Source organism: Acinetobacter lwoffii (genome assembly GCF_049367455.1).
Lineage (GTDB): Bacteria > Pseudomonadota > Gammaproteobacteria > Pseudomonadales > Moraxellaceae > Acinetobacter > Acinetobacter lwoffii_W.
The window spans coordinates 2,055,209-2,071,211 of sequence record NZ_JBMPXW010000001.1; the positions used below are offsets into that span (position 1 = coordinate 2,055,209).

8 protein-coding genes, 6 tRNA genes and 3 rRNA genes are annotated in these 16,003 nt (G+C 44.9%); 13 read left to right on the forward strand and 4 right to left on the reverse strand.

Going from position 1 to position 16,003, the window contains the following annotated elements; genetic code table 11:
* Positions 1-271: 271 nt before the first annotated feature.
* Complete coding sequence (locus ACO1B7_RS09785) at positions 272-913, reverse strand: peroxiredoxin (RefSeq protein ID WP_374952460.1); 642 nt, start codon at positions 911-913, stop codon at positions 272-274.
* Positions 914-1,245: 332 nt separating this feature from the next.
* On the opposite strand from ACO1B7_RS09785, the gene secA reads away from it, so the two are divergent.
* The 13 genes from secA to rrf all read left to right on the forward strand — a co-directional run bounded on the left by secA (position 1,246) and on the right by rrf (position 13,973).
* On the forward strand, positions 1,246-3,972 hold the full coding sequence (gene secA, locus ACO1B7_RS09790) for a preprotein translocase subunit SecA (protein WP_374952461.1): 2,727 nt from the start codon (positions 1,246-1,248) through the stop codon (positions 3,970-3,972).
* A gap of 138 nt (positions 3,973-4,110) precedes the next feature.
* Positions 4,111-4,464, forward strand: coding sequence for a hypothetical protein (locus ACO1B7_RS09795; protein ID WP_374952462.1), 354 nt, complete (start codon positions 4,111-4,113; stop codon positions 4,462-4,464).
* A gap of 158 nt (positions 4,465-4,622) precedes the next feature.
* The gene (argJ, locus tag ACO1B7_RS09800; protein WP_423090121.1) at positions 4,623-5,843 is read left to right on the forward strand and encodes a bifunctional glutamate N-acetyltransferase/amino-acid acetyltransferase ArgJ; all 1,221 of its coding nucleotides are present in this window, start codon (positions 4,623-4,625) and stop codon (positions 5,841-5,843) included.
* A gap of 153 nt (positions 5,844-5,996) precedes the next feature.
* The gene (gene nadA / locus ACO1B7_RS09805) at positions 5,997-7,064 is read left to right on the forward strand and encodes a quinolinate synthase NadA (protein WP_005252789.1); all 1,068 of its coding nucleotides are present in this window, start codon (positions 5,997-5,999) and stop codon (positions 7,062-7,064) included.
* 151 nt (positions 7,065-7,215) lie between these two features.
* Positions 7,216-7,292 (forward strand) — tRNA-Pro (locus ACO1B7_RS09810).
* Positions 7,293-7,326: 34 nt separating this feature from the next.
* A tRNA-Arg gene (locus ACO1B7_RS09815) sits at positions 7,327-7,403 on the forward strand.
* A gap of 33 nt (positions 7,404-7,436) precedes the next feature.
* A tRNA-His gene (locus tag ACO1B7_RS09820) sits at positions 7,437-7,512 on the forward strand.
* Between the two features lie 17 nt (positions 7,513-7,529).
* Positions 7,530-7,606, forward strand: a tRNA-Pro gene (locus tag ACO1B7_RS09825).
* A gap of 913 nt (positions 7,607-8,519) precedes the next feature.
* Positions 8,520-10,057: ribosomal RNA gene (locus ACO1B7_RS09830) — 16S ribosomal RNA — on the forward strand.
* 60 nt (positions 10,058-10,117) lie between these two features.
* Positions 10,118-10,194 (forward strand) — tRNA-Ile (locus ACO1B7_RS09835).
* Positions 10,195-10,265: 71 nt separating this feature from the next.
* Positions 10,266-10,341: transfer RNA gene (locus tag ACO1B7_RS09840), tRNA-Ala, on the forward strand.
* 415 nt (positions 10,342-10,756) lie between these two features.
* A 23S ribosomal RNA gene (locus tag ACO1B7_RS09845) occupies positions 10,757-13,651 on the forward strand.
* A gap of 207 nt (positions 13,652-13,858) precedes the next feature.
* A 5S ribosomal RNA gene (gene rrf, locus ACO1B7_RS09850) occupies positions 13,859-13,973 on the forward strand.
* The 16S, 23S and 5S rRNA genes sit together here with 2 tRNA genes alongside, the layout of an rRNA operon.
* 246 nt (positions 13,974-14,219) lie before the next feature.
* On the opposite strand, the gene ACO1B7_RS09855 is transcribed toward rrf, so the two are convergent.
* Genes ACO1B7_RS09855 through ACO1B7_RS09865 form a run of 3 tightly spaced genes read right to left on the reverse strand, consistent with a single transcriptional unit; the run spans position 14,220 to position 15,977 of the window.
* Positions 14,220-14,867, reverse strand: coding sequence for a hypothetical protein (locus tag ACO1B7_RS09855; protein ID WP_423090122.1), 648 nt, complete (start codon positions 14,865-14,867; stop codon positions 14,220-14,222).
* Positions 14,868-14,885: 18 nt separating this feature from the next.
* Positions 14,886-15,314, reverse strand: a complete 429-nt coding sequence (locus ACO1B7_RS09860) for a ClpXP protease specificity-enhancing factor (protein ID WP_064097056.1) — start codon at positions 15,312-15,314, stop codon at positions 14,886-14,888.
* Between the two features lie 9 nt (positions 15,315-15,323).
* The gene (locus ACO1B7_RS09865) at positions 15,324-15,977 is read right to left on the reverse strand and encodes a glutathione S-transferase N-terminal domain-containing protein (protein WP_144725317.1); all 654 of its coding nucleotides are present in this window, start codon (positions 15,975-15,977) and stop codon (positions 15,324-15,326) included.
* Positions 15,978-16,003 lie beyond the last annotated feature (26 nt).

Here is a 16,003-nt window from a genome sequence, read left to right on the forward strand (position 1 = left end):
TTTTTGTTATTTCAAGTTTAAAGTGAATACGGGATTTTGAATATAAAAAAGCCTATGCGAAGACAGGCTGTATCAACAAATCGAATCCGTGGCACGTCAATGTCGTATTCGATAAAACATAAAATCTGGAAAATAGAGTTTCTCTTATTCTTTACTACGCGCTTCACTTGTCTTGCGCAAAATTAAAAAGGAGTCCTTTTAATTTGTTGCTCGAAGCATAGCTTCTCACCTTCTTGCGGAATATATTCCTCAGGGCAGAGCAGTGCTCTGCTTATCCTTGCTCAGGATGGGGCGTTAAGCGCAGGTAAGGTTTAACCGCGGTATAACCTTTTGGAAAACGTTGCTTGATTTCTTCCTCGTCTTTCAGTGAAGGAACAATCACCACATCATCGCCATGTTGCCAGTTTGCAGGCGTTGCCACTTTATGGCTATCGGTGAGTTGCAGTGAATCCACCACACGCAAGATTTCATGGAAATTACGACCCGTCGATGCAGGATAAGTAATAATCAAACGGACTTTTTTGTTGGGATCAATGATCACTAAAGAACGAACTGTTAGCGTTTCGCTGGCATTCGGATGAATAAAGTCATACAGCTCAGAAACTTTGCGATCCTGATCGGCAATGATCGGGAAATTCACCGTAGTGTTCTGAGTTTCATTGATGTCTTTAATCCAGCCATGATGCGACTCCACATCATCAACTGACAAGGCAATCGCTTTAACACCACGTTTTGCAAACTCATCTTTCAGTTTTGCGGTATAGCCAAGTTCAGTCGTACATACCGGTGTATAGTCGGCAGGGTGTGAAAATAAAATGCCCCAGCTATCACCCAGAAAGTCATAAAAATTAATCAGGCCTTCGCTAGATTGCTGTTCAAAATTCGGTGCTGTATCGCCTAAACGTAAACTCATCTTTTTAGCCTCAATCGGTCTTTTAATGTCGAGATACGATTTAATATGAACCAAATTTTTTATGATTAAAAATAGTGTTTTTTGCTTTCTTTATGAGTAAATTGGATAAGTGGGATATCCATCTATCCAGAAGCGCAAAAATCAGTCACTTAATTGACTATGTTGCACAGGGAAAATTTGCTACATTACTTTGCCTTAGATCTTAGGGCTAGAACTAAGGATCAGATTTTTTTAGCGGTTTTACAGCAAAACCCTTGTAGTTCAAATTTCTAGCACCATAATAACGACTAAGAACATATTCATTTGACAAGCAAGATTTAGAGAGTCTATTCATGTTGGCAAGTCTGATCGGAGGAATCTTCGGTACCAAAAATGAGCGCGAACTCAAACGCATGCGTAAAATCGTAGACAAGATTAATGTGCTCGAGCCGACGATATCTACCCTTAGCGATGCAGACTTATCTGCAAAAACTGAAGAATTCAAACAACGATATAATAAGGGTGAAACCCTCAATAAATTACTGCCTGAAGCATTTGCAGTCTGTCGTGAAGCCGCCAAGCGGGTGATGGGCATGCGTCATTATGACGTGCAGCTGATCGGTGGTATTACCTTGCACGAAGGTAAAATCGCAGAAATGCGTACCGGTGAAGGTAAAACCCTGATGGGTACTTTGGCCTGTTATCTGAATGCCATCAGTGGTCAGGGCGTGCATGTCATTACCGTGAACGATTACCTGGCGCAACGTGATGCCGAGTTAAACCGTCCATTATTCGAATTTTTGGGTCTAAGCATCGGCATTATTTATTCCATGCAAAATCCGATGGAAAAAGCGGAAGCTTATCGTGCCGACATTACGTATGGTACCAATAACGAATTTGGCTTTGATTACCTACGTGACAATATGGTGTTCTCGCTGGCTGAGAAAAAGCAGCGTGGTTTGACCTATGCCATTATCGATGAGGTCGATTCGATCCTGATTGATGAAGCACGTACCCCGTTGATTATTTCTGGTCAAAGTGAAGATTCTTCACAGCTTTATGCAGCCATCAATAATATTCCACCAAAATTACAGGCACAGAAAGAAGAGAAAGTGCCGGATGGCGGTCACTTCTGGATTGATGAGAAACAGCGTTCGGTTGAAATTACGGAAGTGGGTTTTGAAACCATTGAAAGTGAACTGATTGAAATGGGCTTGCTGGCAGAAGGCGAGAGTTTGTATTCAGCATCGAACCTGAACCTGTTGCATCATGTCACTGCAGCGATCCGTGCGCATTATCTCTATCAGCGTAATGTCCAATACATCATCAACGATGGTGAAGTGATTATTGTCGATGAAAATACCGGTCGTACCATGCCGGGACGTCGCTGGTCTGAAGGTTTGCATCAAGCCGTAGAAGCCAAAGAGGGTCTGGAAATCCAGCCAGAAAACCAGACTCTGGCAACCACAACCTTCCAAAACTATTTCCGTCTGTATAAAAAATTATCCGGTATGACCGGTACTGCTGATACCGAAGCAGCGGAAATGAAAGAAATTTATGGTCTGGATGTGGTACTGATTCCGACTCACCGTCCAATGATTCGTCAAGACCATAACGATTTAATTTACTTAAATCGTGAAGGAAAATATAACGCGATTATTCAAGAAATTCAGCGTGTGCATGAAGCTGGTGTTGCACCAATTCTGATTGGTACAGCCACCATTGAAGCTTCTGAGATCCTGTCGGATAAGCTAAAAGCCGCAGGTATCCAGCATGAAGTACTGAATGCCAAACAGCACGAGCGTGAAGCCGATATTATTGCGCAGGCCGGTGCGCCGCGTGCAGTGACGATTGCCACTAACATGGCCGGTCGTGGTACCGACATTTTGCTCGGTGGTAACTGGAAAGCATTACTGGCTAAAATTGAAAACCCGACTCCTGAAGATGAAACCCGTCTGAAAGCAGAATGGGATATCAATCATCAGGCCGTGCTGGATTCAGGCGGTTTGCATATTATCGGTTCCGAGCGTCATGAATCACGCCGTATCGATAACCAGCTGCGTGGCCGTGCCGGTCGTCAGGGTGACCCGGGTGTATCACGTTTCTACCTGTCACTTGAAGATGACTTGATGCGTATTTTCGCCGGTGATCGCGTGGTTGGCATGATGCGTGCCATGGGCTTGCAGGAAGATGAAGCGATTGAGCACAAAATGGTGTCTCGCTCGATTGAAAATGCGCAGCGTAAAGTGGAAGCACGTAACTTCGATATTCGTAAGAATTTGCTGAAATACGATGACGTCAATAACGAACAGCGTAAGATCATTTATAGTCAGCGTGACGACATTCTGGCAGAAAATTCACTGCAGGATTATATTGAAGAAATGATCCGTGAAGTGATGCAGGGTGTAATCGCCAACTATATTCCGCCTGAATCGATTCATGACCAGTGGGATATTGAAGGTCTGGAACTGGCGCTGCGTGAAGATCTTTCGATGGATCTTCCTATCGGACAATGGCTGGAACAGGACCGTCGTCTGGATGAAGAGGCTTTGGTGGTGCGCATTACCGATGAAGTGCTGAACCGCTACCGTTCACGTCGTGAACAAATGGGTGAAGAATCAGCAGCATCACTTGAACGCCACTTTATGCTGAATTCTCTGGACCGTCATTGGAAAGAGCATCTGGCTGCTATGGACTATTTGCGTCAAGGTATTCATTTACGTGGTTATGCGCAGAAGAATCCGGAGCAGGAATACAAAAAAGAAGCTTATAACCTGTTTGTGAACATGCTTGGTACGATCAAGTCCGATGTCGTGACAGATCTGTCGCGCATCCACGTACCGACACCTGAAGAGCTGGCGGAAATGGAAGCACAGCAGCAGGCACAGGCTGAGGCAATGCGTTTGCAGTTATCTCATGAAGAGTTTGACGGCTTGCTGGCAGGCGAACATGAGGTGACTACCGAGCAAAATGCTCAGGCCAATCCGGTAGCACCAGTCTTTGAAGCACCGGCAAGTCGTAATGCGCCTTGTCCATGTGGTTCAGGCCTGAAATACAAACAGTGTCATGGCAAGATCTAAACGCTATTAAAAATCAGAGCCACATGGCTCTGATTTTTTTATGTATGAAGATTTTTCAGAAATTGAATACTGTTTGCAGTCTTAGGAATTAAATGCTATTTAATGGCTCATTCAACACCTCAAAGTGGAATAACCTGAATGAAAAAAGTATTAAAAACGCTCATGATTGCCGCTTTGGCAATGCCTGCCTTAAGTTTTGCCCAAACTGCAGCGACCACAACAATTGATAAAGTTCAGCAAGCGGTGGGTACGACTACTGCTCAAGTACAACGTACCGATGCACAAGTGACTGTGGCAAGCCCACGTACCGGCATCCGTTATACCTTTGCCAACCAGAATCGTCCGATTGTGTTGCAGACGGCTGCGATTGCAGCTGCTAATGCGGCAAATGCAGACCGTATTGTTGCTACAAATCCGGCACTTTCTACTGCGAGTCAACAACAGGCGAAACAGGCTTTGTTAAGCGAATCTGGACAACTTGCACAAAATTAAAAATATCTTATTTTAAAAATGTAGAAACCAGTCTTGATGACTGGTTTTTTATTGTGAAAATCCATAACAAATCTCAGGCTGGCTCAGGCTTTGGCTCGATTTTTTGTTGCAGATCAACTAAGCTGTATTTTTCTAAAACTTCAATATTGGATTTTAAAATGGCAGTTGGTGACGTATCTATGCCACAGATGCATGTGGTGAAAGGGGTTAAAATTGGTTCGGCTGAAGCCTATGTGCGCTATCAGAACCGACGTGACCTGGTGATATTTGAACTGGCTGCAGGCTCCAATGTTGCAGGGGTGTTTACTCAGAATGCCTTTTGTGCAGCTCCAGTGCATGTATCTAAAGCCCATTTGCAAGCGGGCAATCCACGTTACTTGGTAATCAATACCGGAAATGCCAATGCAGGAACAGGTCCTACAGGCATGGCAAATGCAGAAGCGACCTGTGCCAAGCTGGCTGAACTTGCAGGCGTGCAGGCTGCTGAAGTGTTGCCATTCTCGACTGGTGTGATTGGTGAGCAGCTTCCGATGGAACGTTTACTTACAGGTTTACAGCCTGCGCTGGATTCATTGCGTGATGATGCCTGGGTCGATGCAGCGACTGGAATCATGACCACAGATACCACTCCGAAAGGTGCGTCAGAACAGTTCGAGCTGGATGGTGTGACTTATACCATGACCGGTATTTCCAAAGGTGCAGGCATGATTCGCCCGAATATGGCGACCATGCTGGGCTATGTTGCGACGGATACACCGATCAGCCGTGAACTGGTTCAACAGTTATTAACTGAAACAGTCAATGTATCGTTTAACCGTATTACAATTGATGGCGATACCTCAACTAATGACTCGTGTATTTTTATTGCCACAGGTCAGGCCGGTGGTGTTGAAATCACTTCGACTGAAGATCCACGTTATGCAGTGGTGCTAGACGTATTGACACGTACCATGAAACGCCTTGCGCAACTGATTGTACGTGATGGTGAAGGTGCGACTAAATTCATTACCGTGACTGTAGAAGGTGGTGGCAATACTCAAGAGTGCTGCGATATTGCCTATAGCATTGCGCATTCACCGCTGGTCAAAACCGCAATCTTTGCTTCTGACCCAAACTGGGGCCGTATTCTGGCAGCGATTGGTTATGCCGGTGTGCCAAATTTAGACGTTGCAAAAATTCAGGTTTGGTTAGATGATGTACAAATCTGCAAAGATGGTGGTGCGGCAGCAGACTATACTGAAGCAGCCGGTGCACGTGTGATGGCCCAGGCTGAAATGACGATTCGTGTTGATCTTGGACGAGGTCAGGCAAAAGATACGGTTTATACCTGTGACCTGTCGTATGACTACGTAAAAATCAATGCAGATTATCGCTCATAATTCAGATTGTTTATAAAGCCTCCGTTGTGGGGCTTTTTTTATACTTAATGATTTTTAATGACTGGTCAAAAATAGCATTTCGCCAGAGATGACCGGGATGTAGGGTGAAAGGTTCATTGAATAGTGAACCATGAGGGTAGAGTAAGAGTTGTTATGAATGATGCGACCAAATTAATAGCCAATGAAGCTAAATCGATTGTGCAGGCGCATTTAGATCGTTTAGGTGTTCCACAAGAACATCAAATGAGCCAGCAGGAAAAATTGGACAAATTTGCACAGATCAAGGCAGAGCTGGAAAAACAGGATGCTGTTTTGGTGGCGCATTATTATTGTGATCCTGAAGTGCAAGAACTGGCTGAACTGACGGGGGGCTGTGTTTCCGATTCACTGGAAATGGCGCGTTTTGGTCGCGATCATCCAGCTTCAACGCTTGTGGTAGCTGGTGTGAAATTTATGGGCGAAACCTCTAAAATTCTTTCACCCAATAAAACCGTGCTGATGCCAACTTTGGAAGCGACCTGTTCACTGGACTTAGGTTGTCCTGTCGATGAGTTTACCGCTTTTTGCGATGCGCATCCGGATCATACCGTGGTGGTTTATGCTAACACGTCAGCGGCTGTGAAAGCCCGAGCCGATTGGGTCGTCACTTCAAGTTGTGCAGTGGAAATTATCGAACATCTGGACGGTCTGGGCGAAAAAATCATCTGGGCACCCGATCAGCATTTGGGTCGTTATATCCAGAAAAAAACCGGTGCAGAGATGTTGCTCTGGGATGGTGCTTGTATCGTACATGAAGAATTCCGTTCACGCGGTATTGCCAATATGAAAGCACTCTATCCAGATGCTGCGGTTCTGGTACATCCTGAATCACCGATGTCTGTAGTCGAGATTGCCGATGCCGTGGGTAGTACCTCACAATTAATTAAAGCAGCACAGACTTTGCCGAATCAACGTTTAATCGTTGCTACTGATCGCGGTATTTTTTATAAAATGCAGCAGGCAGTGCCGGATAAAATTCTGATTGAAGCACCAACCGCAGGAGAGGGGGCAACTTGTCGTTCTTGTGCGCATTGTCCTTGGATGGCCATGAACGAGCTGAATGGTATCTTGCATGTGTTACAGCATAAAGATCAGGAAGTGCATGTCGATCCGGTACTTGCTGAACGAGCTAAACTGCCTCTAGATCGCATGCTGAACTTTAGTGCCGGACTAAAACGTTAAAATTTGTATAAAAAATGTCTGAAGCGATTGATAAATAAACGCTTGAAGCGTTTTTTCGGTTTTTTTTAAATATAGGTGTTGACGTCTCCGGGCGTCGCGCCTAGAATGCACACCGTACCGAACGATGTTCGATACGAAAGCTGAGATGAATCGGAGCATAGCACAGCCTGGTAGTGCACCTGGTTTGGGACCAGGGGGTCGTAGGTTCGAATCCTACTGCTCCGACCAATTCTTCAAGGCAAATGATGTTTGCATCAGTAACGCGCTTGTAGCTCAGTTGGATAGAGCATCCGCCTTCTAAGCGGATGGTCACAGGTTCGAATCCTGTCAGGCGCGCCATTTGGTCGCTTGATGTTAAGAATCAAAATGATGGTGGATGTAGCTCAGTTGGTAGAGCCCTGGATTGTGATTCCAGTTGTCGCGGGTTCGAATCCCGTCATTCACCCCAACTTTTAAAGTTGAAATCGGAGCATAGCACAGCCTGGTAGTGCACCTGGTTTGGGACCAGGGGGTCGTAGGTTCGAATCCTACTGCTCCGACCATCTCCTTCAAGATGGTCGAGATAAAAGATACCGCGTTAAGCGGTTTTTTTATGCCTGAAATTCAATGTGAATAAAAAATATACAATTGTTATCGGTGGCTATCATGATGAATGCTCGAATTCCTATTAAATTATTTTTCATCTAATAAAACTGTGCATTGAAGATTGCTTTCTTCTCGCATTGCTTCACTCTTAATTTTAATCATTCAACAATTTAACCAGAGTTCATCTATAGAGTGATTATCTTGTTGAATGGAATTTTAATGGATGGATGAGGATTATATTTTTAAAATGGGTAAGGGATTCCATAGTAAATCTATTTTATTAACTCATCTGTTGTGTTTGATCTGAAATAAAGACAATAAAAAATTTTTAGATAGATATAGCAATTAAATTAACTAGAAATACCCATTGATAAGTAAATAAACTACTTTAAAACATCAATAATTGAATAAATTTTGAGTGAAAAATAGAAAAACCTGTATTTTTTGTAGAATAAATAAACAGTCGTGATATTTTTGCTGAATTATTTAAGAATAGGGGTTGTATTGGGTTGGGAATACTGTAGAATGCACATCCATCGGCGGTGATGAAGATTAAAACTTCTGATAAAACAGTGACTTAGTTAAGTTTGATTGAGTTGGGTTTTATTTGATAAGTTTAAAAATAATCTGAATTACTGGTTGACTTTCTAGAGATAGAGAGTAATATAGCCGACCTAGCTTGCTGGTGACGAATTAGCAAGAAGATCATTAAGAGATTATGAAGAACAACTTGTGTGGATTTTTACTGGTTGATTGATCGAAATTATTTTCATTGATTGATGGTAGAAATTACTCGAAGTTTATTTGAGAAATATTTGTCAGAAAATTGATGAGCCAAGATTGGTACCCTTTAAAGGTACTACTGATTTTAAACTGAAGAGTTTGATCATGGCTCAGATTGAACGCTGGCGGCAGGCTTAACACATGCAAGTCGAGCGGGGAAATGTAGCTTGCTACATTACCTAGCGGCGGACGGGTGAGTAATGCTTAGGAATCTGCCTATTAGTGGGGGACAACATCTCGAAAGGGATGCTAATACCGCATACGTCCTACGGGAGAAAGCAGGGGACCTTCGGGCCTTGCGCTAATAGATGAGCCTAAGTCGGATTAGCTAGTTGGTGGGGTAAAGGCCTACCAAGGCGACGATCTGTAGCGGGTCTGAGAGGATGATCCGCCACACTGGGACTGAGACACGGCCCAGACTCCTACGGGAGGCAGCAGTGGGGAATATTGGACAATGGGGGGAACCCTGATCCAGCCATGCCGCGTGTGTGAAGAAGGCCTTTTGGTTGTAAAGCACTTTAAGCGAGGAGGAGGCTACCGAGATTAATACTCTTGGATAGTGGACGTTACTCGCAGAATAAGCACCGGCTAACTCTGTGCCAGCAGCCGCGGTAATACAGAGGGTGCAAGCGTTAATCGGATTTACTGGGCGTAAAGCGCGCGTAGGTGGCCAATTAAGTCAAATGTGAAATCCCCGAGCTTAACTTGGGAATTGCATTCGATACTGGTTGGCTAGAGTATGGGAGAGGATGGTAGAATTCCAGGTGTAGCGGTGAAATGCGTAGAGATCTGGAGGAATACCGATGGCGAAGGCAGCCATCTGGCCTAATACTGACACTGAGGTGCGAAAGCATGGGGAGCAAACAGGATTAGATACCCTGGTAGTCCATGCCGTAAACGATGTCTACTAGCCGTTGGGGCCTTTGAGGCTTTAGTGGCGCAGCTAACGCGATAAGTAGACCGCCTGGGGAGTACGGTCGCAAGACTAAAACTCAAATGAATTGACGGGGGCCCGCACAAGCGGTGGAGCATGTGGTTTAATTCGATGCAACGCGAAGAACCTTACCTGGTCTTGACATAGTAAGAACTTTCCAGAGATGGATTGGTGCCTTCGGGAACTTACATACAGGTGCTGCATGGCTGTCGTCAGCTCGTGTCGTGAGATGTTGGGTTAAGTCCCGCAACGAGCGCAACCCTTTTCCTTATTTGCCAGCGGGTTAAGCCGGGAACTTTAAGGATACTGCCAGTGACAAACTGGAGGAAGGCGGGGACGACGTCAAGTCATCATGGCCCTTACGACCAGGGCTACACACGTGCTACAATGGTCGGTACAAAGGGTTGCTACCTCGCGAGAGGATGCTAATCTCAAAAAGCCGATCGTAGTCCGGATTGGAGTCTGCAACTCGACTCCATGAAGTCGGAATCGCTAGTAATCGCGGATCAGAATGCCGCGGTGAATACGTTCCCGGGCCTTGTACACACCGCCCGTCACACCATGGGAGTTTGTTGCACCAGAAGTAGGTAGTCTAACCTTAGGGGGGACGCTTACCACGGTGTGGCAGATGACTGGGGTGAAGTCGTAACAAGGTAGCCGTAGGGGAACCTGCGGCTGGATCACCTCCTTAACGAAAGATTGACGATTGGTAAGAATCCACAACAAGTTGTTCTTCATACGATGTATCTGAGGGTCTGTAGCTCAGTTGGTTAGAGCACACGCTTGATAAGCGTGGGGTCACAAGTTCAAGTCTTGTCAGACCCACCAAATCTGACTAACGAAGCATGAAAGTGCTGAAGCAAACAGAACAGAACGATACATTGACTTATTGATAAGCTGGGGACTTAGCTTAGTTGGTAGAGCGCCTGCTTTGCACGCAGGAGGTCAGGAGTTCGACTCTCCTAGTCTCCACCATACATTCCTTCGGAATGTATAAAGACAAAAGCTAATAAATAGACAATCAGTTGATTGTTAGTTTAGTCCTTAAGCGATCAAGTGTTTAGATCCTAGAGATTAACAAGTACAAGCGTTATGATACGCGCACTTGATAATCTCTGTGATTTATCACAGTTTCCTGACCTGACGAAGGCTGGAAAAATCATTAACAGAATATATTTGAGTTGAAATAATTTGTTCAAACTCGTTTCAAGTAGGCAACTACAAGAAATGAGTTCTAGCGAAATTAACTGAATCAAGCGTTTTGGTATATGAATCTAATTGAAGCTGTACAGTAGTTAAATCTACGAAACGCCAACTGTATGAGTAAGTCGCAAGACAAGCTCTGTTGCTTATCCTACTTGTAAGGATAAACGACTGTTTGGGGTTGTATAGTCAAGTAATTAAGTGCATGTGGTGGATGCCTTGGCAGTCAGAGGCGAAGAAAGACGTGATAGCCTGCGAAAAGCTCCGGGGAGGCGGCAAATATCCTGTGATCCGGAGATGTCTGAATGGGGAAACCCACTTACCATAAGGTAGGTATTGCAACATGAATACATAGTGTTGCAAGGCGAACGAGGGGAAGTGAAACATCTCAGTACCCTTAGGAAAAGAAATCAATTGAGATTCCCTCAGTAGCGGCGAGCGAAAGGGGAAGAGCCCATTAAGTCATATAAGTTCTAGTGGAACGCTCTGGGAAGTGCGACCGTAGACGGTGATAGTCCTGTACACGAAAGGGCTTATATGATGATGTCGAGTAGGGCGAGGCACGTGAAACCTTGTCTGAATATGGGGGGACCATCCTCCAAGGCTAAATACTCCTGACTGACCGATAGTGAACCAGTACCGTGAGGGAAAGGCGAAAAGAACCCCTGTGAGGGGAGTGAAATAGATCCTGAAACCGCATGCATACAAGCAGTGGGAGCCGGCTTAGTCCGGTGACTGCGTACCTTTTGTATAATGGGTCAGCGACTTATATTCAGTAGCAAGGTTAACCGCATAGGGGAGCCGTAGGGAAACCGAGTCTTAATAGGGCGTTTAGTTGCTGGGTATAGACCCGAAACCAGGTGATCTATCCATGAGCAGGTTGAAGGTTGGGTAACACTAACTGGAGGACCGAACCCACTGTCGTTGAAAAGCCAGGGGATGACTTGTGGATAGGGGTGAAAGGCTAATCAAACTTGGTGATAGCTGGTTCTCCCCGAAAGCTATTTAGGTAGCGCCTCGGACGAATACCATTGGGGGTAGAGCACTGTTTCGGCTAGGGGGTCATCCCGACTTACCAAACCGATGCAAACTCCGAATACCAATGAGTACTATCCGGGAGACAGACTGCGGGTGCTAACGTCCGTAGTCAAGAGGAAAACAATCCAGACCGCCAGCTAAGGCCCCAAAATTATAGTTAAGTGGGAAACGATGTGGGAAGGCATAGACAGCTAGGAGGTTGGCTTAGAAGCAGCCACCCTTTAAAGAAAGCGTAATAGCTCACTAGTCGAGTCGGCCTGCGCGGAAGATGTAACGGGGCTAAAACTATATGCCGAAGCTGCGGATTTGCAATTTATTGCAAGTGGTAGGGGAGCGTTCTGTAAGCCGATGAAGGTGGATTGAGAAGTCTGCTGGAGGTATCAGAAGTGCGAATGCTGACGTGAGTAACGACAATGCGAGTGAAAAACTCGCACGCTGAAAGACCAAGGGTTCCAGTCCAACGTTAATCGGGGCTGGGTGAGTCGACCCCTAAGGCGAGGCCGAGAGGCGTAGTCGATGGGAAATTGGTTAATATTCCAATACTTCTGTGTAATGCGATGAGAGGACGGAGAAGGTTAAGTCAGCCTGGCGTTGGTTGTCCAGGTGGAAGGTTGTAGGCATGTATCTTAGGCAAATCCGGGGTACTCTATGCTGAGAACTGATAGCAAGCTGTACTTGTACAGTGAAGTGGCTGATACCATGCTTCCAGGAAAAGTCTCTAAGCTTCAGTTACACAGGAATCGTACCCGAAACCGACACAGGTGGTCAGGTCGAGTAGACCAAAGCGCTTGAGAGAACTCTGCTGAAGGAACTAGGCAAAATGGTACCGTAACTTCGGGAGAAGGTACGCTGTTGTCTGTGATAGGACTTGCTCCTTGAGCGGCCGACAGCCTCAGAAACCAGGCCCCTGCAACTGTTTATTAAAAACATAGCACTCTGCAAACACGAAAGTGGACGTATAGGGTGTGATGCCTGCCCGGTGCTGGAAGGTTAATTGATGGGGTTAGCGTAAGCGAAGCTCTTGATCGAAGCCCCAGTAAACGGCGGCCGTAACTATAACGGTCCTAAGGTAGCGAAATTCCTTGTCGGGTAAGTTCCGACCTGCACGAATGGCATAATGATGGGGGCGCTGTCTCCAGCAGAGACTCAGTGAAATCGAATTCGCCGTGAAGATGCGGTGTACCCGCGGCTAGACGGAAAGACCCCGTGAACCTTTACTGCAGCTTGACATTGAACTTTGATCTTACTTGTGTAGGATAGGTGGGAGGCTTTGAAGTCGCGACGCTAGTTGCGATGGAGCCGTCCTTGAAATACCACCCTGGTAATATTGAGGTTCTAACTCTGTCCCGTTATCCGGGACGAGGACCATGTCTGGTGGGTAGTTTGACTGGGGCGGTCTCCTCCTAAAGAGTAACGGAGGAGTACGAAGGTGCGCTCAGCGTGGTCGGAAATCACGCGTAGAGTATAAAGGCAAAAGCGCGCTTAACTGCGAGACCCACAAGTCGAGCAGGTACGAAAGTAGGTCTTAGTGATCCGGTGGTTCTGTATGGAAGGGCCATCGCTCAACGGATAAAAGGTACTCTGGGGATAACAGGCTGATACCGCCCAAGAGTTCATATCGACGGCGGTGTTTGGCACCTCGATGTCGGCTCATCTCATCCTGGGGCTGAAGCAGGTCCCAAGGGTATGGCTGTTCGCCATTTAAAGAGGTACGCGAGCTGGGTTTAGAACGTCGTGAGACAGTTCGGTCCCTATCTACCGTGGGCGTTGGAAATTTGAGAGGATCTGCTCCTAGTACGAGAGGACCAGAGTGGACGAACCTCTGGTGTACCGGTTGTCACGCCAGTGGCATCGCCGGGTAGCTATGTTCGGAAGGGATAACCGCTGAAAGCATCTAAGCGGGAAGCCTACCTCAAGATAAGATTTCCCCGAGACTTTATGTCTCCTAAAGAGCCGTTGAAGACTACGACGTTGATAGGTTGGATGTGGAAGCATAGTGATATGTGAAGCTGACCAATACTAATTGCTCGTGAGGCTTGACTATACAACACCCAAACAGTTGTTGTACGAACTTCGAAAGAAGTGAGGATCGATTGATTCGATATTAAACAAAGTGACTTGATTTAGTTACGCTAAACGAACAAACTACTGCAACTCAGATATACCTGTTAATAACTCATTTGATGAAAGCTAGGCTAGCGAAGTGAAAACAACGCCAATAAGACCCAAGCAAATAGTCATAAACAGTTGTGCTGGCGACAATAGCAAGAGTGAACCACCTGATCCCTTCCCGAACTCAGAAGTGAAACCTCTTAGCGCTGATGGTAGTGTGGGGTTACCCATGTGAGAGTAAGTCATCGCCAGCTCATTATTCAAAATCCCCCTCCGCCAAGGCAGAGGGGGATTTTTTTATGCGTGGAATTTTAGATAAGATATTTAACATATCTATATCTCAAAGTTGATCAGATTCTTCTGAGACAGAGAATTCCTGTTAATTTGTTTGACCTATTGGGATCTCTGTAAAACTAGCGCTATAAGAGTTTACAAGCTGATCTTATAAACCTTACAAAATAAAAAACCAGCGAATCGCTGGTTTTTTATTGCAGACTATTTTAGCCAAACACGCGCATTACGGCTGCGATTAATACCCAAAGAATGACAATCGCCACGATGGGTTCAACAATTTTTGCCCATGTTGGGGTATTGATAACAATGACTTCTTCGACATCTTGATGCTGCTGATTCTGGCTTACCATTTGATTAAACTCCTTCATTGATGCTTCCAATGATAGCTCTTCTTGCACAATTGGTTTAGAGCCTTTGAGTTCTGTTAGCTTGTTTGTTGTCCAAACCCAATCATCTGCTTGACCAGATAAATGTTCAATTTGCCCGGTCAGTAATTCCTGAATGCTATGGATATTATGGTTGCCGGTATCATGCAGTTGTTTTACTTCAATAAGCTGTAAATGAAAAATTTCTGAAGTACTGTGCTCAAGCTGAGCTCGATCCAAAGTGGATTGATTTTCCGGACTGGTAGCGAGGTGACGCACGATTTCCAGGATATATAATTCATCAGGATGATTGATTTCATTATAAATTTTTTGTGGATTATGACGCCATTCAGTAATAAGTTTACCTAAAGTTAAGGCATTGATTTCTGATATATATTTTCGTCTTTCTTCTTTTGTATACTCTTTTAGAAGCTCAGGCTTTTGAGTTTCTATCTGTTCAACAAAATATTGTACTAAATCAAAAGCCATTCACTTACTCCATTATTTTTAATCTAATAGTCTTAAAGTTGTTTTTTTCTTTGGTGGTTCAGCTGGTTCTTCAGTGCTTGATTTTAAAGCATCTTCATCATTTTGTGTATGCTCATATTCACTTGGATCAAAGAATAAACCTTGTCCATTTTCACGTGCATAAATACCCAGTACTGCTTCTATAGGTACATAGATATCCCGAGATACACCGCCAAATCGGGCCGAGAAGCTAATCGCATCATTGCTTATATGCAGCGCATGGACGGCATGGGGTACGATATTCAGAACAATTTGTCCATCTTTAACAAACTGCTCCGGAACCATTGTATTTGGACGTGTAGCATCCACCAATAGATAAGGCGTCATATTGTTGTCGCAAACCCACTCATAGATTGCACGTGCCATATAGGGACGGGTAGGGCTAAGGTTGAATTCTTGTTCGGACATGAGGTTTCTCTACAGATGCTTGAGTTGCGCTGAATAACGGTTCTTTTCCTGCAATGTCATGGATTTTACAAAAGCAGGACGACTGAATATTCGCTGGCAATACAGGTGAAATGGACGGCATTGCTGCTGTGGTAATTCGATACCCATGTGTTTCAGACGGATAAAAATTGGTGCCAGCATGCAATCTAGGATACTAAATTGTTCAGACATAAAATAGGGAAAATGCTGGAATAAGGGCATTAGTGAAATCAGAATGTCCTGTAACTGTTTCTGTGCCTTAACTTTGGCTTTCTTATCCAGGGTATCAGGATGACATAGCATGATATCAGCCAGTTTCAACCAGTCATTTTCAAAGCGCCAGATATATTGGCGTTGTTCTGCACGTGGCATTGGAGCATCGGCATAGAGTTTATTCTGGCGATAACGATCATCTATATATTCAGAAATAATCGGCGTATTGAATAATTTGAGCTCATTTTCAATCAGCATCGGCAATTGATTATAAGGATTGAGACTGGCCAAATCCTCATCATCAGTATCTACCAAAATCAGGTTATATTTAATCTGTTTTTCGGCAAGTACGTAGCGAATCCAATGGGAACGAAAGTCATCGGCATGACTATAGAGAGTAATTCCTTGAAGAGGCGCGCTTTCGACTGACATAAATCCTGATAAGCTTCTAATGAATA